We start from the raw sequence: 22,844 nt of genomic DNA on the forward strand, positions 1-22,844 counted from the left end.
CTTGCAAAAAAAAGAAAGGCCTTCGAAATCGAAGACCTTTCTTTGTATAAACTGATTGTTGATTAACGGAGCAATTGCAATACGCCTTGTGGTGCTTGGTTCGCTTGTGCCAGCATTGCCGTGGACGCTTGTTGAAGAATATTGAATTTAGTGTAATTCATCATTTCAGAAGCCATGTCAGTATCACGAATACGGGATTCTGCAGCTTGCAGGTTTTCTGTGTTTACACTAGTGTTGTTGTAAACATGCTCAAGTTGGTTTTGGTATGCACCAAGTGCGGAGCGAGCAGCGTTAACCGCTTTGATAGCAGTATCTACGTTACCACTTTCGGTTGTAGCCAATGCCTGTGTACCTACACCACCAAGTGTCAAACCTGTAATATCTGCTTTCGTCATGTCCATGATTACTTGATCAGCAGCACCGCCACCTGTTTGAATCGTGAAAGCAGCAGTACCACTACCATCCAACAAATTGATACCGTTAAATTGTGTGTTTGTAGCAATATCAGTGATAGCTGTTTTCAATTGTTGGTATTCAGAATCCATTGCTGTACGATCAGTGTTGTTGTACGTACTACTTTGCGCTTGAGTCGAAAGTTCTTTCATGCGCGTCAGCATGTCAGAAACTTCGTTCATTGCACCCTCAGCTGTTTGTGCAAGAGAAATACCGTCCTGAGCGTTACGCATACCTTGGTTCATCCCTTTGATTTGGGAGCGCATTCCCTCGGAGATTGAAAGACCTGCTGCGTCGTCTGCCGCGCGGTTGATGCGGAAGCCGGAAGACAATTTTTCGCTTGACTTACCTTGTTGTGCGTTGTTAAACACGAGGTTGCGGTGAGAGTTCATTGCGTTAAGATTGTGGTTGATAATCATGAGTAATTCCTCCTTGAATTTTGTATTCCACATCCATGTGGATTATATAGGTCTTTGACCTTACATATATTATTTCGGCTGAAACGATTAGAAAGTTTATAGCAGTTTAGTTCTTTTTCACTAATTTTTTTTTTTTTTTGTCGTTTCACTATTTATTATAGAGCTATTTAACTAAACATCCTCTAAATTCAGCATTTTTCTCATATTTTCGATATTTGGAAGCTCAGTAATCGCTTCTCTATTGCTTTGCTGAATGGCCTCAAATACTTCCTTACGATATATTCTGGTATCATTAGGAGCATTGATGCCTATTTTTACTTGATCGCCATCTATCGATGTGATAAATACTTCAATATTCTCGCCTATGAGAATAGACTGCCCATTTTTTCTTGTAAGAATTAACATGTTACACCCTCAATTCCTTTCTCGTTGAATTTTGGGAATAAAGGTGTTTGGGTACTAAAGTCTCTCGAAGGTGCATGCACAATTTGGCTACCTGATTGATGGTTAATGTTAATAACAAGCGGAGCTACCAAGTTCATTGTTGATTTCTCAAATGGTTTCTTTAAAGTTATGATCCCAAGTGCAAGTACCTCTTCGTGTGTATTTATTTTCAGCCATGTCTTATCTTTCTCATCCAACTCAAAACTATAGTTCTGGAAAAAAGTAAATGGGTTAGCTACAACAAAACCGATACTTTTTTCTTCTATACTCTTTAAATAAGCAAATGGTCCCTTTTCATCAATTGTCTCAAATTCAAATAAATCTAATTCCTTAAAGCCAAGAATTGAACCTTTAAAGCTAATTGTTTTCCCATTTATATAATCAAACATTCTATATCCTCCTTTTCAATAATTTAAGGCAATAGCATTAGCTATTGCCTTAAATTATTGATGATAACCTACTTATACCAATCATAAGAGCTTACATTTATTTCTATTGAATTCTTTTGCTTTACATAAATATCTATATTCCCCGGAGTATAGCTAATCTGAGGTTTCTGAGCCGTATATTGAATCTCGGCTTTATGAGGCGTAATATTAATTTCCGGTTTTCTCATTTCATAATTTAGCTTCACGTTGAGGTTTGAAGCCTCACCTACATACTCCACAGGGTTTTGTTCATTCATTTGGTTTCCGGCGATCTCGGCAAATGGATTACTAGGATTTGTGATCATGGCCATTCGGTTGCCATCTTCAACAATCTTACCGATTGCTTGCAGCGCTACTGATTGAAGTTGGCTATAAATTTGATTCATCCATTCCAAGTGGTTTCCCTTACCTAAGGCACTCCAGGCAGCAGAAGAATCAACACTTAATTCTCCACTGGGACTAGTAATATCGATTGTTGCAGCCTGCTGTTTGATATCCAATTGCCCTGGCGGAGATTGAATAGCAAGCTGCGCATTCTGAGTATCAATACCAATCTCTGCATACGTTTGGCGGATAGATAATCTAGGTATGTTCAAAGACGAACCTCCTTATTATCTTAAGAAGTCTATCAAGCTGGGTTGAATAATCTTTGCTCCTGTTGATAGAGATGCTTGATATACATTTTCATCCGTTTTTAATTTAGTGATAGTTTCCGCCATATCGGCATCTTCTGTTTTGCTGCTAAGATCAGTAAGGTTTACGTCTAGATCTTTGAGTCTGTTATCCATGAGATCTATACGGTTAGCTCGCGCACCTACTTCAGATCGCACCGTTTGAAAATTGTCAAATCGTTTTGATAGATCGATCATTAACCCCTTTGCCACAGTCAAATTTGCTGGTGTTCCAGGAGGACTTGGAGAGAAAGCATCCTGCAGACCCTTTAAAATTTTAAATAAGTTGTCGTTGTTGCCCGGAGCTCCAAACACATCGTTTCCGGTTTGATTTATTGGGATGGTTATACCAGCAGATACCTGGTAGTTTATCTTCTGATCATCCGGTACATCTACTGATGCTGTAGCAATTGAATAGGGTTGTTTATCTGTGAATTGCCCATTAAATGTATACTTCCCATTTAACTGGTCATTCCCAAGACCTACTGCAGTTTCATATAGTTGTCCCATTTCGATGCCAATCGCATCAAGCGCAGATTGCGGATTAGTTCCATTTAATCCTTGGACCGTTAATTCTTTAGCTCTTTGCATGACGTCGTTTATTTGTGATAGGACTGTGTCTGTATGGTCAACAGCAGATTTAGCCGCATCAATGTTTCTTTGGTATTGATCATTAATAGAAATTTCACTGCGATACCGAAGTGCATATGTAATTCCTACTGGATCGTCCGAAGGTTTATTGATTTTTCTCCCAGTAGAAAGTTGGTTTTGGCTTACACTCATTCGTTTCACATTATTACTAATATTACTTAGTAACTGTGATTGGATCATTCCTTGTGTCACTCTTAAGACCACTTATAATGCCTCCTCTACGTACGATTATCTACCTACTATCCCCATACCGTTAATCACTTTATCTAACATTTCATCGAAAGTGGTCATAACTCTTGCTGCAGCTGAATAAGAATGTTGGAACTTAATCATATCGGACATTTCTTCATCCAATGAAACTCCACTTACGGACTGTCTGCGGCTGTCAACTTGGTCTACGAGCGCTTTTTGGTTATCTAATTGGCGGGAGGCTTCTTGAGCCTGTACGCCTAGTTGTCCTACAATGGATCGGAAGAAGTCATCAACTGTTCCTGAATTTAGAATGGCCCCAGAATTGGTCGGATCAAAATTAAATTTAGTGTCCTTCAACTGGCTCATCAATAGTGCTAAGGTATTATTTCCTTTTGTAACTGTCTCAGCTGCACCTGTTACATCAGTTCTAAGTGATGTTGCAATTTTTGAAGTATCCTTATCAATAATAGGGTTTAATTGAAAGCTCTCAGCTGTAATTGTCGAAAAACCTGATTTAGCAGTAAAGAAATCCGGAGCCGATTGAACGGGATTATCTAATGTATACCCTAATTTATGAAGTCCGTTTAATCCTTTTACAGTAACCGTTAAATCGTTAGCAAGTGTTCTTGCCGCGCCTGTATAGACTTTGCCGTTCAAAACTGTTTTATCCGGCAAGACTGACCCCGCAGGTATAGTAATCGTAATGTCACCGTTAGCAATCGAATTTGCTAAAGTATCCAATTGCGTTTGATAGTCAGCCACAAATTTATCTCTAGAGATTATCATGCCTTGTACTTCACCACTATTCAGATTACCTGAAGAGTAGTCGGACATTAATGAGGCTGAGGTGGTCGCATTGACAGTATCACCAGTTACTAGATTTGTATTACCCATATTAATGGTATACCCATCAGGCGTATCAAGAACCTGTACGTTTACAATCTTCGACAAATTATCGGTTAATAAGTCCCTCTGGTCTCTTAAATCATTGGCATCGTCGCCTAAGCTTTCGATTTTTTTGATTTCCAGATTCAAATTCGCAATCGAAGAAGAAACTGAGTTGATTTCTTTTGATTTTAATTCAATATTATTGGTCAAGTCTGATTGTAAATCTTTTAATTTATCGCTTGTAAAATGAAATGCATCTGCCAATGCTACTGCATTTTCTCTAACGATCTTACGACCTGCTACATTTTCAGGGTCTTTACTCAGATCTGACCATGATTTCCAAAAATTATCTAAAACTGTTCGGAGTCCCGTATCCGAAGGTTCATTCATTACCGTTTCTAGCTTTTCAAGCGTATCCGACTGGATATTCCAGCTGCCAAATGCCTTATTCTCATTCCGATACTGATCATCCAGAAATTTTTCGCGTACTCGAGTAATCGAGGTTACTTCAACCCCAGTTCCAAGTTGACCAGGAGCATTGGAGCGGTTTATGCCAAAGGCTTCAATAGGGATACTTTCTGTCGTATTGGCAACTTGCCTAGAGAAACCAGGCGTGTTGGCGTTAGCAATATTATGTCCCGTCGTGTTAAGTGCTGCTTGTTGCGTGAATAAGCTACGCTTCGCCGTTTCCAGCAAATGAAATGTGGATCTCATAATTGCACTCCTTTACGCTTTCGTATCGAACCAACCGCTTCTTGCTGACGCATGATACTGTTGATGAGGATTACTGTATACGGCATCTTGTTCAGGTGTATTCATCAACAAATTTATAGAATAATCAATAAATGATAACGAATGCTCAATTAGATTCTGATTTAACTCATTGACCTGTTTTAATTCCTTAATCTTATTAGATAATCTCTCATGTATATCTGTAAGGCTCTTCTTCTCTTCAGCTTTAAAAATTACTTTAATTAAATCACTGACTTTAACTCGTGGGTCAGGCCTATACCCTCTCGATAACAAATATTCGCCAATCAATTGAATTCGAAGTTGATTGATTTCCTCTATCCGCTTAATCAATTTGCTCTCTTTAAGGACAATTTGGTTTAATCGATCTACCAGATTGTCCACGAGAACCGGTGTTTTTACCTTGGAAGTCTCCAATAGGGCATCATGAAGGGAAATTAGCTCCTCCATCGTTTCCACAATGGCTGAAATAGACACTCGAAATCACCTATTCTCTGCAAGATATACTACTTATTACTACGTAAATAAGGGTACAATTTATCTGCGATTTTGTGGGCGTCAACTCGATAAGTTCCTGCATCAACGGACCGCTTTAGCTCTTCAATATGTTTTCTATGTTCACTTCTTTCAAGTCCGTTCGTGTTTTCCAGTAATTCTTTGGCCTCAGCAGAGATTTGCACTTCATCTTTTCTTTTTTTCTTTTCCGTTCCGTTTAGAGGTCTACTCTCATTGTTTTGTGTATATTTATTAATATTTCCAATTCGTTGATTTTCATTGATTTTCATAGGTTACACCTCTTTATCCCTTTAATGAACAAAAACCGATAATCATTAATACTGTTATCGGCATCCGGCATATGAAACTTTATATCTTACCGTTTATGTTTATTAGTGTCTGTCCTTCAAACGATCTTTAATATTAAAAGCCCCCCTGCTATTTTGTGCGTTTAACTCTTGCCTCCGCACCTCATCCTCGGTATTGTTCCTCACATCTTTGGCTAACTTACTTCGGCAAGATTCGCAGATCGTCTTATCCCTAATCAAAGTACTGCATACTTCGCAAGGGTAGGACAAATTTGGCGCATTCAGTATTGAAATTCGTCCTTCGCGGATGAATTTAGTTATCTGTTTAATCGAAACTTCTGTTGCTTCGCTCAAGTCGTTAATGCTTGTCCCTTTATTTTCACGTATATACTTCACACATCTCTCATATTGCTGATCTATTTCTTTGACACAATTCGGACATACGTCATTAAAGCCTTTAACGTATATTTTCCCACAACGCGGACAATTAGCTACATTCATGCCCATTGTATATTCCCCTCCCATTATTCCCATTACCCAATTATTAATTCCAGTTTACAGCAATTCGACAGCGTTTGCACAATAATATTAATATTTTTGACAGATGTGTTGACAATTCCTGCTACCGTGCCCACGTTAGTCCGAATACTTCGGCAGATATGTACTCTCTAAGAACCTTGGCACATTGATTCATGGTGCTCCCAGTCGTATAAACATCATCCACAATATATATAACAAACGAAGTTGCAGAGGATTCTCTCAAATACTCATGATTCAAGTCATTCACCTCAAAAACATGCTCCAAATCGTCCAACCGTTCGCTCCTCTTCTTGAAACTTTGTTTATCTGTATGCTTGGAACGCTTAAGAAGGGGTATGACAGGAATCCCTATTCTCTGACCTAGTTCAACAGCCATCTGCTCCGCTTGGTTAAAACCACGTTCCAGCATCCTACGCCCACTCACAGGTACGAAAGTGATAAGCACCTTCACAGAATCGGATTCTACTGGTAAAGTGTCTCTATCCATATGTAACAAATGATACGAATGTACAAGCATTTGTCCGAGGACCGTTTTCAAACGCTCATCTCCACGATACTTATACCGCGCCAATAATTCCTTCATCGTTTCATCATATCTGACAGCGCTGCGGCTTCTAATAAAATAGGAATGCGGCCTACGTTGGCAGTCTGAGCAAAACTCCCCTCGTCCACAAGTTGGACAAAACACTTCTCTAATCCACGGAATTCGTGAGTAACACGAATGGCAAAGTCCACATTCACCAACATGGAGAGTGCTATTCTGCTTGCAAAGTAAACATTCTTTTCTTAACGGACTAAACAGTGACGCCACCGAACCCATCACTTTTTTAATCAAAATTCTCATATCCAATTGCTGATAGCTCATTCATTTCCCCCTTAATAAATAGCCCTGTTTACGAGCGATGCGATTCATCTGCTTAATTTGTCGAATAGCCTCCTTTTGAGATTGCGTGATTTCTTTTGCTGCAAAATAGACCTTCCCTGCTGGATCGTCCTGCGACCTGCCTGCTCGCCCAGCCATCTGAACGAGCGCTGCTTCATCAAATAACTGCGAGTCAGCATCCATAATGAACACATCAGACTTTGGCACCGTGACTCCTCGCTCTAAAATCGTTGTTGTGACCAGCACATGGATCTCTCTGTTTCGAAAAAGCTGGACTTTTTCAGTTCGAGCAGGATCCTTTGATGAAGTTCCTTCAACAGACAGAACAGTTTCACTCATGCCATGGCTTAGTTTAGCCCTTAGAAGACTAACCATTGGCTCAACCAACTGAATGTTGGGGACGAAAACAAACACCTGCGCACCTCGTTCCACCGAGGTCACCAATTTAGCAAATACTGACCTTGGCATTGTTTGTGACTGTACCACTCTACTCAAAGGTGGAACCGAAATCAAAAGAGGAACAGGCAATGGATGCCTGTGAAAGCGCACCGGCACTCGAACATGCGGTAATCGCCTCCTCTTTACAGCGAGCCTTACAGCTCTCGGCGGTGTGGCTGAAAGCAAAATATTCGTTCCGCTTGGCTTACAGACTTTAGCTGCCGCATAAGTAAGCATGGGATTGTTATGATAGGGAAAAGCATCGATCTCATCAATAATGACAAGGTCAAAGGCCTCATGAAATCGCAGCAGCTGATGGGTTGTCGCGATCGTGATCTGCCCCTGCTCCCAGCGCTGCTCGCTTCCACCATACAGTGTCACCACACTGTAATCGACAAATGCGCGTCCTATTCGCGGTTGCAGCTCCAGCACCACGTCTTTGCGTGGTGTCGCGATAAGTACACGCCCTCCTCTCGCAACGGTGTGATGGATTAATGGAAAGATCATCTCCGTCTTTCCCGCGCCGGTAACCGCCCAGATCAGAAACTTCCGAGGCATCCGATAGTTCCTTTCAGCACGTGCTTTTACTCTTGCTCGTGCCCACGGTCCGACCTCTGCCATCTCCCCGCTTATATATCTTAGTCCCTCCAGAGACGCCCTCGCTTGTGCATCACTCAGCCCCCATGGCTCCAAATAAGTTCGAAAATGCTCAGATGGAGCACTTCTCTCCTGGTCACTATGTCCCCAACGAAACTCCACCACTCCCTTCCCAACTGGCACTATTTCCTCCGACCTCCCAAGAATAAGCAAGAACAAAACCGCGATCTCCCCATGGTCAGGCACTCCTCACAATATGGACACGCTTGTCCACAATGTAGGCAGTCCGACCAAAACATGCGCTTCTCACCACTACCACAGCGCTTGCAGCGATAAGTCCACATTTTCCGAAATCCTTTGCGCCAATCTCTGCGCTCCACAATCCCCAGTCCATTCCCCACTTCTAAGTCACCGTTGAGATGACCCAATTGCAAGTAAGATAACCAAGCATCCTCAGGGTGGAGATCTATTCCAGCAGCCTCCAAAAGCTGTTGGAATTCCTCAATAAGCAGCGACCTCCCGCTGCAAGCTTCGACAATCTTGGCGTATACCGTGGCATTCAACGGTATTCTTGGAGACATTCCTTGCCTCCAGATTGCATAGCGAATCATTTTCATATCCGAATCATTACCGTTCGGTATCTCACATTCTTTTGCTATCAGACGAAAACGCTGCAGCGTACTCCCAACATCCGTCTCGAATTCGAATGAACGCTCCCCTTTCAGCCTCTCAAGCAATCGCACACCCTGCCCTAACGAAATAAAAGGTTCGAACAGTACGAGGCCGGCGTCGGCTGCGTATTGCTCGAACCAATATTGGATGTCCGTCTGCGAGTGAATCGTTAATCGCCACTCCCATTCTTTTCCCAAACAAACTGCGTAAAGTTGAACCTTCATTCCTCACCTTACTCTCTTTGTAAACTAAGTACTTGAAACCATTGCCTTCAACCGACATGGATCTTCACTAGATCTTCCCTGCTGCTTAGATGAACCACAGTCACGGGCTCATTATCGTGTTGACGTAAATAGTGGTCAACCGCATCATAATCCGTCTGATATCGCAGCTCTAACGAATGGCTATGGGATAAGCGCTCAATGATTTTCCTCGTATCGTCGGACGATCCTTCATCGAATATCGTTGCCTTCACTTCGTTGCCCTTAAATCGCGAGAAGAAAAACAAGGAGCGAATATACCATTCAATTTGGTTTTGATTATTTTTGGTGACGAGCAGCACATTTGCCGTTTTCTTGCTTCCACCTCTGCGGGTTCCGAGCAATAAATGGAGCACAGCAATGCTGATTCCGTAGCAACCTAAGATCCAAAGCAATCCAATCCACATAGCGGGTCCCTCCCTTACCTGCAGTGTATGCTGCAAAGTTAAGGGGGGTTCCTTATCGTAAAATGGAGATTACAACGTTACCCAACCATTTTTGATTGCTATAATAACCGCTTGTGTACGATCATCAACTTCCATTTTTTGGAGGATGCTGCTGACGTGGTTTTTCACTGTTTTTTCACTGATATAGAGGAACTCTCCAATCAGCTTGTTGCTTTTACCTTCCGCCATAAGACGTAGAACTTCTGCTTCTCGCTTGGTTAACGGGCTATTTGCATTATGTATGTATTTAAGACCTGAATCTTTGACGCCTTGGCCGGAACCAACTACACCCACATCATCCAAATAGGTCATACGTCTAAGCTGATTAATCAGCTTGCCAGTAACCTTCGGGTGAATGTAAGCATGACCCGCCACTACGGAACGAATCGCATTAATGAGCGACTCCGCTTCCATATCCTTCAGCAAATAACCTGAAGCCCCTTTGCGAAGAGTTTCGAATACATAGCTCTCATCATCATGAATGGATAAAATGATAACTTTGATATCCGGAAATATAAGCTTAAGCCGTTCGGTCGCCACAACGCCGTTCTCAAGCGGCATATTAATATCCATGAGAACAATATCCGGCGTGATTTGATTGCACAGCTCAATAACCTGGATACCATCACCGCACTCGCCGATGACTTCCATATCATCTTCCATATTAATAATTCGTTTAACACCTTCGCGAAACAGCTGATGATCGTCCGCAATGACAATATGCACATTGCGTTTATGACTCGCCGTGTTGTCCATTCTGTTTTTCCTCCTTGTTCTCTCCAACGCCGCCGATAGGGATTAGCATCGTAATTTTTGTACCTGAATCTTTTTCGGACTCTAGAACCATCGTGCCTTCCAGCAGCTCAACACGCTCACGCATGCCCAGCAAGCCGAAATTATTTCCCTTGGCTATTCTTTGTTCTGTCTGCGGCACGTCGAAACCGATCCCGTTATCCACCACGTAGATTTGCACTTGATCCGGCTCCAGTGTGAGTTCAACAGATAGGAAAGTAGCTTTCGCATGCTTATTTACATTAGATAAAGCTTCCTGCACAAGTCGGAAAATAGCAATTTCAAGCCCAGACGGAATGCGAGTCTCCTTGCCAACGAGATTAAACTGTGTGCGAATTCTATGCTTTTCTTCGAAATCCTGTACATATTTACGCAGTGTCGGAACGATTCCTAAGTCATCGAGCGCCATCGGACGGAGGTTGAAGATGATCTTACGAACTTCTTCAAGCCCCCCTCTGACTTGACCCTTCAAATCTACTAATTCTTCCTTTACCGCGGGAATATCCTCTTTTACAAGCATACGCTGGGCAATTTCAGTTCGAAGCACAACATTCGCCAAAGTTTGAGCCATACCATCGTGAATTTCACGCGCAATACGCTTCCGCTCTTCTTCTTGGGCCAAAATAATCTTCAAACCGAGTAATTGCCTGTTCTTGGCGGATTCGAGTATACGAGTCACCTGATTGAGGTCGCCCGATAAATATTCCAGTACCACATTCATTTGCGATACGATTGTTTCTGCTCGCTCCACCTGCTTGTCCACATTTTTCGTGCGAACCTGCAGATCATTGCGCCGAGTTTTAAGATTATTTTCTTTTTCCCTAGCAATTGTCAGCTGTAATTGAAAAGCAATCGCGGCTTCATAAGCAATCTTGATATCTTCCTCACGGTACTTGTTGAAATCACGACTGACCTCCGTAAGTCTAATACGAGATCGCTTGTAATCCTTTTCCAAATTGTCAACCAGCTCGATAGTAACACTCGTTTCATACTTAATATCTTCGAGCTCGCGAGTAAGTGACTCTTTTTCCAAACGAGAAGCTTCAGCGATTTCAAACATTTGATACTTGCTGCTCTCCATGACGTTAATTGCGTTTTTAATGACACGATCTATAGCGTCTGGCTGCAAATGAAACGAGCTCCTTTATAAAACAATATTAGAAATTAGTCTACCCCATATTGTATCATAGTTCTACCCGTTTGCCGTGTACTTCTAGCACTATTTATTCGATTGTAATCCCATAATTTTTAGGTTCCCAGCCTACTTTAAAGCCTAATTTCTCTGAAATGAGTCGCAAAGGCACCATCGTCACATTATTCATGATTTTTGGAGACACTTCAGCGGTCACACGATCTCCGTTTACAAGCAGATCAGCGTTATCAATCCACAGGTCAATTAGCTTGTCACCTCGCACGACGGTTACCTTCCGTTCTTTGTCATCCCACTTCACATTACCGCCTAATGCTTCTGTTACGAAACGAAGAGGAACCAACGTATTATCATTCACAATCGTCGGGGCCTGCTCCAATGTATATGATTTATCATTCAATGTCGCTTGTTTCTTATACACATTCAATTTTATCGTATTTTTCGGCAGAGCGGCTAGCTGTCCTTTGTAAATGAAAGAAATATCATCAATATTAATTTTCCCTTTTGAGGCCCTTTCATCCTGTCCATTCGCTGGATTAGCGACATAAACACTCTTGATCTTGATCGGGAATTTGAGGTCAGACACATCAGCCGTTACCTTGCGCCAGCCTGTCCAGTTCATATTTTCAGTAAAACTTACGTAATTCAACTTACCGTTCGCATCAATGATTTCTGCACGCACCCAGTTAAAGCTTCCGTCACCGAGCACTTTGGCTGTAATAAATTCCGGTTCTCCTTCAATCGGAGCACCATTCATCCCATTGAATCTAGCATAAGCTGCTTTCGTACCTGTTCCTTTTGTAAAATCATACGAGATTTCCAGACTCTGATTACCGCTAATTGGTACAATATTTACAGCTGAAACAACTTCTGCCGGGTACTTATCACCTGTTGTCATAACCGCAAATTTATCTAGATCATACCAAACCTTTTCCTGGCCAACAGGCAGGGTAACCATCGTGCTATAACCATCATATCTCGCAATAACCTGAGCAGCCTGAGAGCCCGAAGCGCTATCCACATGAAGAATACCGTCTTTCAAAGTCCCTTTAACCCCACTTAGCTCCCAGGACGCAGATGCCGCTGGCAATTCACGTGTTGCGCCACTCCTAGTCGTTACAGATATAGGCAGCTTGAAATCCCCACCTTCTGTAAGTGAAAAGGCTCCTGAGTTAAATTTCATCGAAGTAATCTGATCTCTTCCTACAACCTCGACATCCATCGATGCTGAACCTTTGCCTGACTTGGCAATGATTTGGGTCTTACCTGGTAATGTCGCTGTATAAACATTATCTTTGAACGCTCCATTCGTCGTGGAACTACTCCACTGTGGAACAATACCCTCTACAGAAATCGGATTATAATAGTCATCATAAGCTTTAAATTGATAAGTGCTGGATTCATTCATGAATAAAATATTTTGACCTTTTAAAATAAGTCCCTTCAAATCGCCCTTCGGTGCCGTCGAATACACACCCACACCATTTACAACGGAACGCTGATTGCCATTCTCTGTTTTATTAACAAGCTTCGGATCAAAATCTCCGAGTGGTCTTGAAACCATCTGCGTCGATCCCCCGCCATCCAGGACCATCCCTCTCCAAACGCCAGCACTAATCATAAACTGCTGAAGCTCCGGGAGCGTCATTCCTGCACTGCCTGCACTACGATCTGAAGTAATAATATAAGCTGTCTTCATATCCTTGGAGTAGCCTATTGCTGTTCGGGAACGTGGGCTGTAGCCACTGAAATCTCCAATATTACGTGTAAAATAACTCGGCTTCGCCTCATCCACTAGCAGTGTGCTGCCGCCAATCAGCATTTTAAAATTCTTCCAATCATACGTCTTAGACGCATCATGCGGGACCATATCATATTTGGTAGTGATCTTATCTCCGACTTTGAGGTGATTTACGATAAACTCCCTGGCTAGACCAGAGCCTCTGAGGATATAGCCATCTGCAGGAGCAACCATTTTAATATTCGTATCTACGGCAATTTCCTTAACTACATCATTCTGTATGAGTGCTTCTGTTGGAACATGGGTTCCATCTACCGCACGCTGCGTTAAAGCCCAAGCATTCGTATAGAGGAAAAGTCCATCTGCGATCATCGCGACATCATTGTCGTCCCAATAATACGTTTTGTTCACACCGCCAAGCTCAAAAGAAGTCCCATCCTTCGCCGTCACCCTGCCTTGAAAATCAAAAATATCAATAATCGGTTGATTACTCTTCGTAATTGCAAAAGAATAAAGTCCAGATATTTTCGCCGGGGTCGCCATTACTTGACCATTCGTGATTTGCGCTCCTTCCGGAACACCTTCCGCTTGTGTATTGAAGAAATCCCCATTCACACCTGCCACAGCACCAGTATCCTTCACCATCCCCAGAACACTCTGATTCTTTGTGAACTGATTCTTCGTTCCAGCCATTGCGTCTATCTTCACGTTCGGATTCGTCAAATCGACCTCTACCACATTGGCGTTCACCGAAACGTCCTTATTGCTCCTAGTTGTCGTCCAAATGTAATTCTTCATAATTGCACCAGATGTAATCGTCTCCTGCGAACTAAGTGTCAACGTCGGCCCTGCCGCGTTTACCGTAGTCCCCGCAACCAATTGCCATACCAATGCGCAAGCCAGCGCACCCATTCCTACTTGCTTCTGTACCGTCATGTTGCTTTTCCACTCTCCTCTTTCAGTCTAAGACTAGTATCTATCTTTTCGGATATCTATTAGACTCTTAAACTAGTGAAAAAGTTACGATCTGAGAGAAGTTGTATTTATACGTCAAAAATATGGCGAAGAACAGCAATAAAAAAGAGAGCACGACCCTATTCGGATCTGCTCTCTGCTTGAGATGCATAAGCTATATATTTACAAAATTCGTTTTATTTTAGCTTCTTGTTCAATGGACCGAGCCGATAGGAGCTCGATAATCCTATGCTGCTGCTCTTGAATGACTTCATTTCTCTTCACCGTTTCATTGGTCTCCAGAACAGCTTGCTTGATTTGAGCTTGTTCTAATTCCAATCTGTCTAATCGATTGTCGATACCATCTAATCGATTGTCGATACCATCTAATCGTCCGTCGATACTGCCTAGTCGATTGTCAATTCCATCTAATCTCTCTATTACTGGTGATAATTCAGCCCTAAGTAACGCGGTTAGTGTTTCTTTCAATTCACTCTCCAACATCATCACTCCCGATCCATTTACTTAATCTGTTTTACCAATATACCATAATAATTGACCCTCATGCATCTTCCGACTACATATATATTATACCATATAAAAAGGAAATATACAAACATTTGTTCTTGTTTATTTGATTTCTAGTTATTACGAAATGCAAAAAAGTCGCCCAATAAGGACGACTTTCATTAATTTTAAACCAATGCTTGTGTTTTCAAAGACTCAGCTTTATCTGTACGCTCCCAAGGAACATCCAGATCATTACGGCCGAAGTGACCATAAGCAGCTGTTTGACGGTAGATTGGACGACGCAGGTCAAGCTCTTTGATGATGCCCGCAGGACGAAGGTCGAAGTTAGAGTGGATCAGCTCAACGAGCTTCTCTTCACTTACTTTACCTGTACCAAAAGTATCAACAGCAATGGACACTGGACGAGCCACACCAATTGCGTAAGCTAATTGAACTTCACATTTTTCAGCAAGTCCAGCTGCAACGATGTTTTTCGCAACATAACGCGCTGCATAAGCACCGGAACGGTCAACTTTTGTTGGATCCTTACCAGAGAACGCGCCGCCGCCGTGACGAGCGTAACCACCATAAGTATCAACGATGATTTTACGACCAGTCAAACCAGCATCCCCTTGAGGTCCGCCAATAACGAAACGGCCAGTCGGGTTAATGAAATAGTTTGTGTTTGCATCCAACAAGTGAGCTGGAACAATTGGGTTAATGACATGTTCTTTAATATCTTTTTGGATTTGCTCCAAAGTTACTTCTTCACCATGCTGTGTGGATACAACAATCGCATCAACACGTACTGGTTTATCATCTACATACTCAACCGTTACTTGAGTTTTACCATCAGGACGCAGGTATGGAAGAGTTCCATTTTTGCGAACTTCAGTCAAACGACGAGCCAATTGGTGAGAAATCGAGATTGGAAGAGGCATAAGCTCAGGCGTCTCGTTAACCGCGAATCCGAACATCAGACCTTGGTCACCAGCACCGATTGCTTCAATTTCCTCATCAGACATCGAACCTTCTCTTGCTTCAAGGGCTCTGTTAACACCTTGTGCAATGTCAGGAGATTGTTCATTCAAAGAAACGAGAACTGCACAAGTTTGGGAGTCAAAACCATACTTTGCACGCGTGTAACCAATTTCCTTAATTGTTTGTCTAGCGATCGCTTGAATATCAACATATTCAGAGCTTGAAGTAATCTCACCGATTACCAAAACCAAACCAGTTGCTACAGATACCTCACATGCTACACGAGCATTCGGATCATTGGCAAGAAATGCATCCAATACCGAGTCAGAAATTTGGTCACAAATTTTATCCGGATGACCTTCTGTTACGGATTCGGATGTAAATAAACGACGTCCACGTACTTGCGCCATATCATTCATCCTCCTAATATCATTTAGTATGTTTGAAAAGCTTCTACACGATGCCTCTATATGAAAAAAAAGTGGGCCCGGCTTTAGCGGCAGCTTTTCACGCCAAACGGAATCCCTCTTTTGCGCTCAAGCGCTGACAAGATCCTTGAATTCCGCAATGGTAAAAAATAAAATACAAACAGTAATTCATGAATAAAGACAACAAAAAAATGAACCTTTCCCGATTGGAAAAGGTTAAATTAAATATTGACCTTCAATTAGTTATCTTACGTCATTTGTCGTCTAGTGTCAATGCAGCAAACCGTGAAGAAATTATGAATAATTCCTCAAAATTTATAAAGAAAATAGCGCTTCTTCTGCCCTCTGAATCAGTCTTTTAGTAATCGTTCCTCCTACTGCCCCAGCATCTCTCGATGAAATATGTCCCCAGTAGTCTTCTTTCATTGAAGAAGAAGGAATCGAACCCAATTCCGTAGCAAACTCTGTATCCGCATGAAGCGACATTTGCTTACCAACAGGCAAACCTAATTCAGCAGCAATTTCATACTTTAAAATATCTAATGCTTTTTTTGATTCAGGAACCACTTTATTATTGTTTCTAGCCATAACAAACGCCTCCTTAGAGTTTTTGTTGTGATTACGACACTCCATAAGCTATTGCCGATGATGTGAGTACACCACTAGTATGGCTAGATTCCTGAAGTCGAACCGCATAAGAACTTGTCAGATTGGGTAAAATTATGGAGAAGACTTATATTGAAATACATGCAGTATTTAGCATAGCATTACACAAAAAAATTTATTGAGCAGCCTTATTTCCGTCGGCATTCAGCAATAAATAGCTTCCTCGTACCATGACAAAGATGTCCGCCGTATTCTTCGGCGACGGCTTAATACCGCGGCCTTCGGCCGGGAAGATCAAAAGATGATTCAGCGCGACTTCTGTCCCCGCTGGCAGATCCTTGCCTCCCGTTACATCCGGGATGCCATTTTCATCGTTGCTCACGGCTAGTACTTTGCCTGTTCGCACGATAAACTCGGCGCCAGCACCGGCGTAAAGCGTTTGTCCATTTTGCAATTGGACAACCTTCATTGTCGCTGGCGTGGAAGAGCCCGCGCCTCCGTTGCTCCCGCTAGGCTGGCCTGCGCCAGCATTAGCCGCGATCGCGGAGGCGACAAGCTCCTTCACCTTTGCTTCGCTTAAGGTGTTCTGATCGAAATAGCTCTTTGTGATCACCGGGTCGGTCGCGGAGCCAGGAGCTGGGGCTTCGGCTTGGGAGGAAGAGATTACTATGGAAAACAAAAATATCGACAATGACACAAGCTTAATTATGCTTCTAGCCAAATTATCATCTCCGTTTGAGGTTAGTGAATAAAAAAAGACCCCGAAGGGTCTCTCTTTAATTTAGAGATTAAGGATTTACTTTTACAAGTGTGGAAGCAGATACACCTGATGGAGCGATTGCTTTGATAACAAACTCAGTAACACCGGCATCGATTGTTACGTTATTACCTGTCAATGTCACTTTAGCGTTTGTAGCCCCGTGAACATCAGAAACTACATATTGAACACCAAGCAAAGCATTGTATCTAGTAATGTAGTCAACCCAACCAGTAGTTGGAGCTGTATAGAATGGTGCTCCTACTCCTGTCTCAAGTTTGTACTCAATACCATAGTTATCAACAACTTTAATTCCATTCATCAATTCAGATGCTCTATAAGTAGCACTTGTTGTAAGTGAAACCTCTTTATTAGCATCCGCAGTAATAGTCTTAACAGTAACAGCATCAGATTTAACATTGATTGGCATTGTTGCATCTTGCAGGTTACCGTCTTCTTTCTTGAAGACAACAGTTACATTCGTAGTACCTGCTTTGTTACCAATAATCCAAGCGTTATTAGCATCGTAAACGGCTTTTGCTACAGTTCCGTCAGCTGTAGATGCGCTAACTATTCGATCTCCAGGAATTACTACTGTATCTCCGGATTTGTCTTTTGCCGTTACAGCAATTTTACGTGCAAGTTTGCTATGCTTAGCAAAAATGCCATTTGCAGCATCAGCAACATTATCACCATTAGTGTCAACATCATTAACATTTGTTAATTGCTTATCATCAGCAATAACAAGCGCGCTGTCAATTGCAGCAAAGGAATCAGCCAATGCGTTCACGCTGTAAGTCAAGTCGTTTTTAACAATTTCCAACGTATTATCTACAGTTTTAATTACAACTGGAGTTGTTTTAGTATTATCAATCAACTCAACTTTAACTTTTCCTTTAGCTCCCACAGCAGCACTCGCTTGACCAAGCAAATAAAGTTCTTTGCTGTTAAAGTCTCCGAGTTGTGTTGCGTCGAACACAAACACTTTATCTTCTCCAGCTGCAGGTGTACCTGCACGTCCAGGAACAGCAGGAGTAGCTGATGGATTCGGTACCCATACGCCATCATTATTAGTGCTGAATGCTGCATATGTGTTACCCGTAACAGTGACTTTCAAAGTGTATGCACTAGCTGCAACTTTTGAAGTATTAACACTACCAAGTTTTTCACCGTGTTGGTCTTTTACATACCACTTGATTGTTGATTTACCACCAGCAATACCTTTAATTGCAGGAGCAGAACCGTCAAGTACGATTGTTTCTGGTTTACGAGCATCTTGTACAGTGAAGCTTTGTTGTACATTTTGTTGAATGTTAGCATTGAAGATACCTGCGTTAACAAACACAACACCTTTACTTCCGGAATCAATCGTGCTCAATTTGATTTGACCTTTGTGTTCACCAGACTGTACGATTGCATCGTTACCATTACCAAGAAGTCCTGTAGGAATAGATGCGCCTGAAACAGAAATCGAGAATCTTTTTGCAGCTGCGTTATCAGCAATATCTTGAGCAGTCAACTTGTTGCCTTGAGCATCATAAGCCACGATAGTGATGTATTTATCTACATCTCCTGTAGCAAGTACACCAGTGAAAGAACCAAATTCAACTTTTGTAGCAACTGTTGAAGACTGTGTTTTAAGTGCTACTGTAGCACTAGCAGAACCAACATAAACATTAGCTGTATAGTCGGCATCTTTATCAACATTCTTCACAAGCTTGAATTTAAGCTTGTCATAAGTACTAGCAGCTTCATCTAAAACTAAAGCATCAAAAGTGTATGGAGTGAATACTGTAGTTGCTTTAACACGATCTGCGGCTAAGGAATCCTCAGCAATTACATCACCATATTGGTCATAGCGAGTAACTAAAACTTCAGCAACATCGCCCTCTTTAGTGAGCGCTGTTTTAGTAGCAGGGTATTTAGCAGCTCCAAGCTCAACTTTTGTTACATATGGCTCAGTTCCCACTTTGAAAGTCTTTTGTACGGATACAGAAGAGTTAGTAAGGAAGACGTTTACTGGAATAACATCAAGTTCTGATTGATATTCAGTAGCAGGTGAAGATCCTGGCTTAATTTTAGTGTTAAGTGTCAACTCAAGAAGACCTGTATCGTCGTTTCTCTTAACATTTTCAGAAGCACCACCAACATAAGCTGTGTAGTTACCGCCAGTTAGGGAAGCATTCTCACCGTATTGGTTTTCTGCTTTAATTTTAACAATCACTTTAATAGATTTTGCAATTTTGTCACTTGCGTTAACAAAGCTAAGTTTAGTAACTTTTTCGTTTTCAGCTGTGAAAGTTGCTGTTGTTTTGTCAACGCCTGCTGCATCAAGACCGGAAAGAGTTGCTGTGTAAGTACCTTCGCTGATTTTAACGTCAGTCAAAGTTAATACTGCGGATTTCTTGTCATCGGACCATTTTGCAGTAGTTGCGATTGATTGTGTACCTTTAGTCAAAGCTACAACTGCTTTAGTTGTATCCACTGGTTTGTTGAAAGAAACTGTTACTGCTTGAACGCCAGTTGCTTTAGCTTCGGAAAGGGATACTTTACCTGGGGATACGTATTGAGCTTTCGCTTCATAAGCACCAGTCAGGAGAAGGTCGCGAGTTGCGTTACCTTGACCACCGAATTTACCATCAGCGCCAGCAGGAAGAAGTTTCAATTCAAGAGCCAATGCTACATAGCCTTGTGCCCAGCCAGAAACAGTTGTATCTGTACCTGTTTTTGCTTTTGCTTCAGCATCTTTACCTAGTACGCGAACCAAGAAAGTTGCAAGTTGTTCTTTTGTTACTTTACCAGCTGGGTTGTATTGACCTTCAGCATACCCGTCAGTGATACCAGCAGTTTTCAAAGCTTCGATGAAAGGAAGTGCGTAGCCGTTAGCTGCGTCATCAACTTTAACATCGGAGAAGCTGGAAGTTTTAAGATCTTTGTTTACGTCAATACCAGTGATCAAAGCTGCAACTTTTGCGAATTGAGCACGGTTCATTTCGTCTTTAAGACCAAATGTAGTTTCGCTCACTCCATCAAAAATACCTGCGCTGATCAATGCATCGAATTTCGCTTTAGTAGCTGCGTCAAGATCTTTAAGATCTGTGAAGTCAGCGGATGTTTTACCGAATGCTACGGAAGAAAACATGGATAATGCCATTGCTGTGGAAAGAATTACTGATAAACTTTTTTTCATAACCTTTTTTTCTCCTCCTTGAATATCTTTGGTTTTATTTTTTAGGTTGAATCTAACAATATTTGAGCTCGATTTACTCATTGTTTGGTTCACCCCCTTTCCAGAGTTAGAGCATAATATAACTAAGTTCGCGTGCAGCTCTAGTGGCTGCATTGGAAACTAGTAAACTTAAAGTAGGAAAATAGACACCCACACCAATTTACATTATACATTGGTCGAATAGCGTCGTAAAGAATTATTTTAACAATTACTTGTAACTGAAGCACAAACTTCTTATTGTGTACTTGTTTTCAAAGTATTAAACGCATAGAAAAATAAAAAGTTGCGGAATTCGAAAAAAGTTTTTAAAAAGTTTTTTATTGAAAATAAAAAGAGACCCCTAAGGGCCTCTTTTTATTTCATACATATTAGTCTTGAACAACAACTAGTGTCGTTACTGTTTTACCGCCGGAGATTGTTTTCAGAACGAATTCTGTTACATCCCCACCGATTGCAAATGTTCCATTTGCATTCACTACTACTGTGTTTGCTGCTCCATCTGCTTGGATATCAGAMACTACATATTGTGCACCCAAGAARGCATTGTACTTGTTAATCTCAGCTGCTGTTGTGTACTCAACACCGTAGTTATCTGTAATTTCTACATTAGCTAGGTTGATTACATCAAGAAYTGCTGTGTCAGCCGAACGATCGTACGTGATGTTTGCATCTGCTACCATTGATGCAGCAGTTACTAGATCGCTTTTTGATGTTACTTCTAGTGTTGCATTTATTACCAATTACTTTTGCTGTGTTGCCTTCTTGAATAACATTCACAATGTTATTGTCTGAGGAGCTTACGCTAGAAATACGATCTGCAGGAATTGCTACTTTTTCACCTGATTTGTTTGTAGCAGTAATTTTGATCTCTTTAGCAAGTTTGCTATCAAAAGCATTGTTAGTTGTGCCTGTCAATACTTTGTCTGCATCTGGAGTCAAACCATTGTCACGTGCAGCAAACACACTATCAATCGCTGTTACCGCGTAAGTTAGATCTGTATCTGCTGTCACTTCAAGCTCATTCTCAACTTTTTTCAAGCTTGCTGWTCCTTTTACAAGTTCAGCAGTTACTTTCGCTTTACCTGCATCTGTTGCTACGAACTTCAATTCTTTTTCGTTAAAACCTGTTAGGTCTGTWGCATTAAACTCGTACGTAGCGCCGTCTGCTGTTGGTGTTCCGCCCGTTAGGCCAGAGAATGTTGCATAAGCAGATCCTGTAACAGTCACTTTTACTTTGTAATCCGCTGCGTTCGTTGCTGCGGTATCATCAAGTTTTGCACCGTATTGATCTTGTACGTACCATTTAACTGTTGTTTCGCCATCAACTAAAGCTTTGTTAGCTGATACCGCTGTTTTTACTGCAATCGTCTCAGGTACACGTACATCTTGTACCGTATAGCTCTTTTGCACGCTATTTTGTACATTAGCACTAAAGATCCCAAAGTTTACAAATACAACGCTTTTTGCACCAGCAGTTACTTCGTTGATTTTGATTTGGCCTTTGTGTTCGCCGCTTGTTACGACAGCTGCATTGCCGTTTCTAGCTGTGTTGTAATCTGCTCCTGAAATGGAGATGGAGAATCTGTCTGCATTTGCATTATCTACGATCTCTTGTGCAGTCAATGCTTTTCCATCTGCATCATAAGCCACAATTGGAAGGTAAGTCGCGCCGTCACCTTGTGCAATTACGCCATTAAATGTACCGAATTCAACTTTGTTTGCAACTTTCGCTGATTTAACAGCTACTGTTGCTGTTGCAGAAGAGGATCCAACGTACACAGTTACTGTGTAGTCTCCGCCTTTATCTGTGTTTTTAGCCAGTTCAAGTTTCACTTTGTCGTAAGATTGAACAGTTTCAGCTTTCAATTTCAGTGTATCATTGCTGAATGGCGTGATGATCGCATCAAACTTCGTACGATCTGTTGTGAGAGCTCCCTCAGCRATTACGTCACCGTATTGGTCATAACGCGTAATACCAAACTCAGCAACATCACCTTGTTCGGTCAGAGATSTTTTGTTAGCTGGGTATTTAACTGTTCCCAATTCAATCTTACTTACATAAGATTCAACGCCGATTTTAAACGTTTTTTGTACAGACACAGATGTGTTTGTTAGGAAGATGTTAACCGGAAGAACATCAATCTCGGATTGTGTTTGATCA

The 22,844-nt window shown here is 41.7% G+C and carries 22 protein-coding genes and 1 pseudogene; all 23 read right to left on the minus strand.

Going from position 1 to position 22,844, the window contains the following annotated elements:
- Positions 1 to 62 precede the first annotated feature (62 nt).
- Positions 63 to 872 (minus strand): flagellin N-terminal helical domain-containing protein, encoded by an 810-nt coding sequence (locus tag ASD40_RS10740; protein ID WP_057303292.1) that lies wholly within the window; start codon positions 870 to 872, stop codon positions 63 to 65.
- 171 nt (positions 873 to 1,043) lie between these two features.
- Positions 1,044 to 1,277 carry a carbon storage regulator CsrA gene (gene csrA / locus ASD40_RS10745; protein ID WP_056832224.1) on the minus strand — a complete coding sequence of 78 codons (234 nt, stop codon included), beginning with the start codon at positions 1,275 to 1,277 and terminating at the stop codon, positions 1,044 to 1,046.
- On the minus strand, positions 1,271 to 1,705 hold the full coding sequence (fliW, locus tag ASD40_RS10750; RefSeq protein ID WP_056832222.1) for a flagellar assembly protein FliW: 435 nt from the start codon (positions 1,703 to 1,705) through the stop codon (positions 1,271 to 1,273). The genes csrA and fliW overlap by 7 nt, the downstream gene beginning before the upstream one ends.
- A 68-nt stretch (positions 1,706 to 1,773) precedes the next feature.
- Complete coding sequence (locus ASD40_RS10755) at positions 1,774 to 2,340, minus strand: DUF6470 family protein (RefSeq protein WP_057303293.1); 567 nt, start codon at positions 2,338 to 2,340, stop codon at positions 1,774 to 1,776.
- Positions 2,341 to 2,355: 15 nt separating this feature from the next.
- Positions 2,356 to 3,270 (minus strand): flagellar hook-associated protein FlgL, encoded by a 915-nt coding sequence (gene flgL / locus ASD40_RS10760; RefSeq protein WP_082562163.1) that lies wholly within the window; start codon positions 3,268 to 3,270, stop codon positions 2,356 to 2,358.
- 24 nt (positions 3,271 to 3,294) lie between these two features.
- Positions 3,295 to 4,860 (minus strand): flagellar hook-associated protein FlgK, encoded by a 1,566-nt coding sequence (gene flgK / locus ASD40_RS10765; RefSeq protein ID WP_057303294.1) that lies wholly within the window; start codon positions 4,858 to 4,860, stop codon positions 3,295 to 3,297.
- Between the two features lie 12 nt (positions 4,861 to 4,872).
- Positions 4,873 to 5,373: a flagellar protein FlgN gene (locus ASD40_RS10770; protein ID WP_057303295.1), complete on the minus strand. Its 501-nt coding sequence runs from the start codon at positions 5,371 to 5,373 to the stop codon at positions 4,873 to 4,875.
- A 29-nt stretch (positions 5,374 to 5,402) separates the two neighbouring features.
- Entirely contained in the window at positions 5,403 to 5,681 is a 279-nt protein-coding gene (gene flgM, locus ASD40_RS10775) for a flagellar biosynthesis anti-sigma factor FlgM (protein ID WP_056832213.1), read from the minus strand.
- 102 nt (positions 5,682 to 5,783) lie between these two features.
- Positions 5,784 to 6,206 (minus strand): flagellar protein, encoded by a 423-nt coding sequence (locus ASD40_RS10780; RefSeq protein WP_156389966.1) that lies wholly within the window; start codon positions 6,204 to 6,206, stop codon positions 5,784 to 5,786.
- A gap of 115 nt (positions 6,207 to 6,321) precedes the next feature.
- A complete protein-coding gene (locus tag ASD40_RS10785; RefSeq protein WP_235549217.1) occupies positions 6,322 to 6,822 on the minus strand; it encodes a ComF family protein in 501 nt (166 codons plus the stop codon).
- On the minus strand, positions 6,819 to 6,986 hold the full coding sequence (locus ASD40_RS38535; protein ID WP_235549218.1) for a hypothetical protein: 168 nt from the start codon (positions 6,984 to 6,986) through the stop codon (positions 6,819 to 6,821). The genes ASD40_RS10785 and ASD40_RS38535 overlap by 4 nt, the downstream gene beginning before the upstream one ends.
- A gap of 118 nt (positions 6,987 to 7,104) precedes the next feature.
- Positions 7,105 to 8,340 (minus strand): helicase-related protein, encoded by a 1,236-nt coding sequence (locus tag ASD40_RS10790; RefSeq protein ID WP_057303297.1) that lies wholly within the window; start codon positions 8,338 to 8,340, stop codon positions 7,105 to 7,107.
- Positions 8,340 to 9,053, minus strand: coding sequence for a hypothetical protein (locus ASD40_RS10795; RefSeq protein ID WP_057303298.1), 714 nt, complete (start codon positions 9,051 to 9,053; stop codon positions 8,340 to 8,342). The genes ASD40_RS10790 and ASD40_RS10795 overlap by 1 nt, the downstream gene beginning before the upstream one ends.
- 47 nt (positions 9,054 to 9,100) lie before the next feature.
- Positions 9,101 to 9,496, minus strand: coding sequence for a hypothetical protein (locus tag ASD40_RS10800; protein WP_057303299.1), 396 nt, complete (start codon positions 9,494 to 9,496; stop codon positions 9,101 to 9,103).
- A gap of 69 nt (positions 9,497 to 9,565) precedes the next feature.
- Complete coding sequence (locus tag ASD40_RS10805) at positions 9,566 to 10,291, minus strand: response regulator (protein ID WP_029194926.1); 726 nt, start codon at positions 10,289 to 10,291, stop codon at positions 9,566 to 9,568.
- Positions 10,269 to 11,456, minus strand: a complete 1,188-nt coding sequence (locus ASD40_RS10810; RefSeq protein ID WP_082562164.1) for a sensor histidine kinase — start codon at positions 11,454 to 11,456, stop codon at positions 10,269 to 10,271. Before ASD40_RS10810 ends, ASD40_RS10805 begins: the two co-directional genes overlap by 23 nt.
- A 94-nt stretch (positions 11,457 to 11,550) precedes the next feature.
- Positions 11,551 to 14,154, minus strand: a complete 2,604-nt coding sequence (locus tag ASD40_RS10815; RefSeq protein WP_057303300.1) for a stalk domain-containing protein — start codon at positions 14,152 to 14,154, stop codon at positions 11,551 to 11,553.
- Between the two features lie 201 nt (positions 14,155 to 14,355).
- Positions 14,356 to 14,661 carry a hypothetical protein gene (locus ASD40_RS10820; protein ID WP_235549219.1) on the minus strand — a complete coding sequence of 102 codons (306 nt, stop codon included), beginning with the start codon at positions 14,659 to 14,661 and terminating at the stop codon, positions 14,356 to 14,358.
- 206 nt (positions 14,662 to 14,867) lie between these two features.
- Positions 14,868 to 16,073, minus strand: a complete 1,206-nt coding sequence (gene metK / locus ASD40_RS10825; RefSeq protein ID WP_057303302.1) for a methionine adenosyltransferase — start codon at positions 16,071 to 16,073, stop codon at positions 14,868 to 14,870.
- Positions 16,074 to 16,406: 333 nt separating this feature from the next.
- Positions 16,407 to 16,679 (minus strand): alpha/beta-type small acid-soluble spore protein, encoded by a 273-nt coding sequence (locus ASD40_RS10830; RefSeq protein ID WP_057303303.1) that lies wholly within the window; start codon positions 16,677 to 16,679, stop codon positions 16,407 to 16,409.
- A 193-nt stretch (positions 16,680 to 16,872) separates the two neighbouring features.
- Positions 16,873 to 17,418, minus strand: coding sequence for a hypothetical protein (locus tag ASD40_RS10835; protein ID WP_057303304.1), 546 nt, complete (start codon positions 17,416 to 17,418; stop codon positions 16,873 to 16,875).
- 67 nt (positions 17,419 to 17,485) lie between these two features.
- Positions 17,486 to 20,725, minus strand: a complete 3,240-nt coding sequence (locus ASD40_RS10840; RefSeq protein ID WP_057303305.1) for an S-layer homology domain-containing protein — start codon at positions 20,723 to 20,725, stop codon at positions 17,486 to 17,488.
- A gap of 597 nt (positions 20,726 to 21,322) precedes the next feature.
- A pseudogene (locus ASD40_RS37800) lies at positions 21,323 to 22,844 on the minus strand (hypothetical protein); the annotation flags it as partial.

Source organism: Paenibacillus sp. Root444D2 (assembly GCF_001426375.1).
Lineage (GTDB): Bacteria > Bacillota > Bacilli > Paenibacillales > NBRC-103111 > Paenibacillus_E.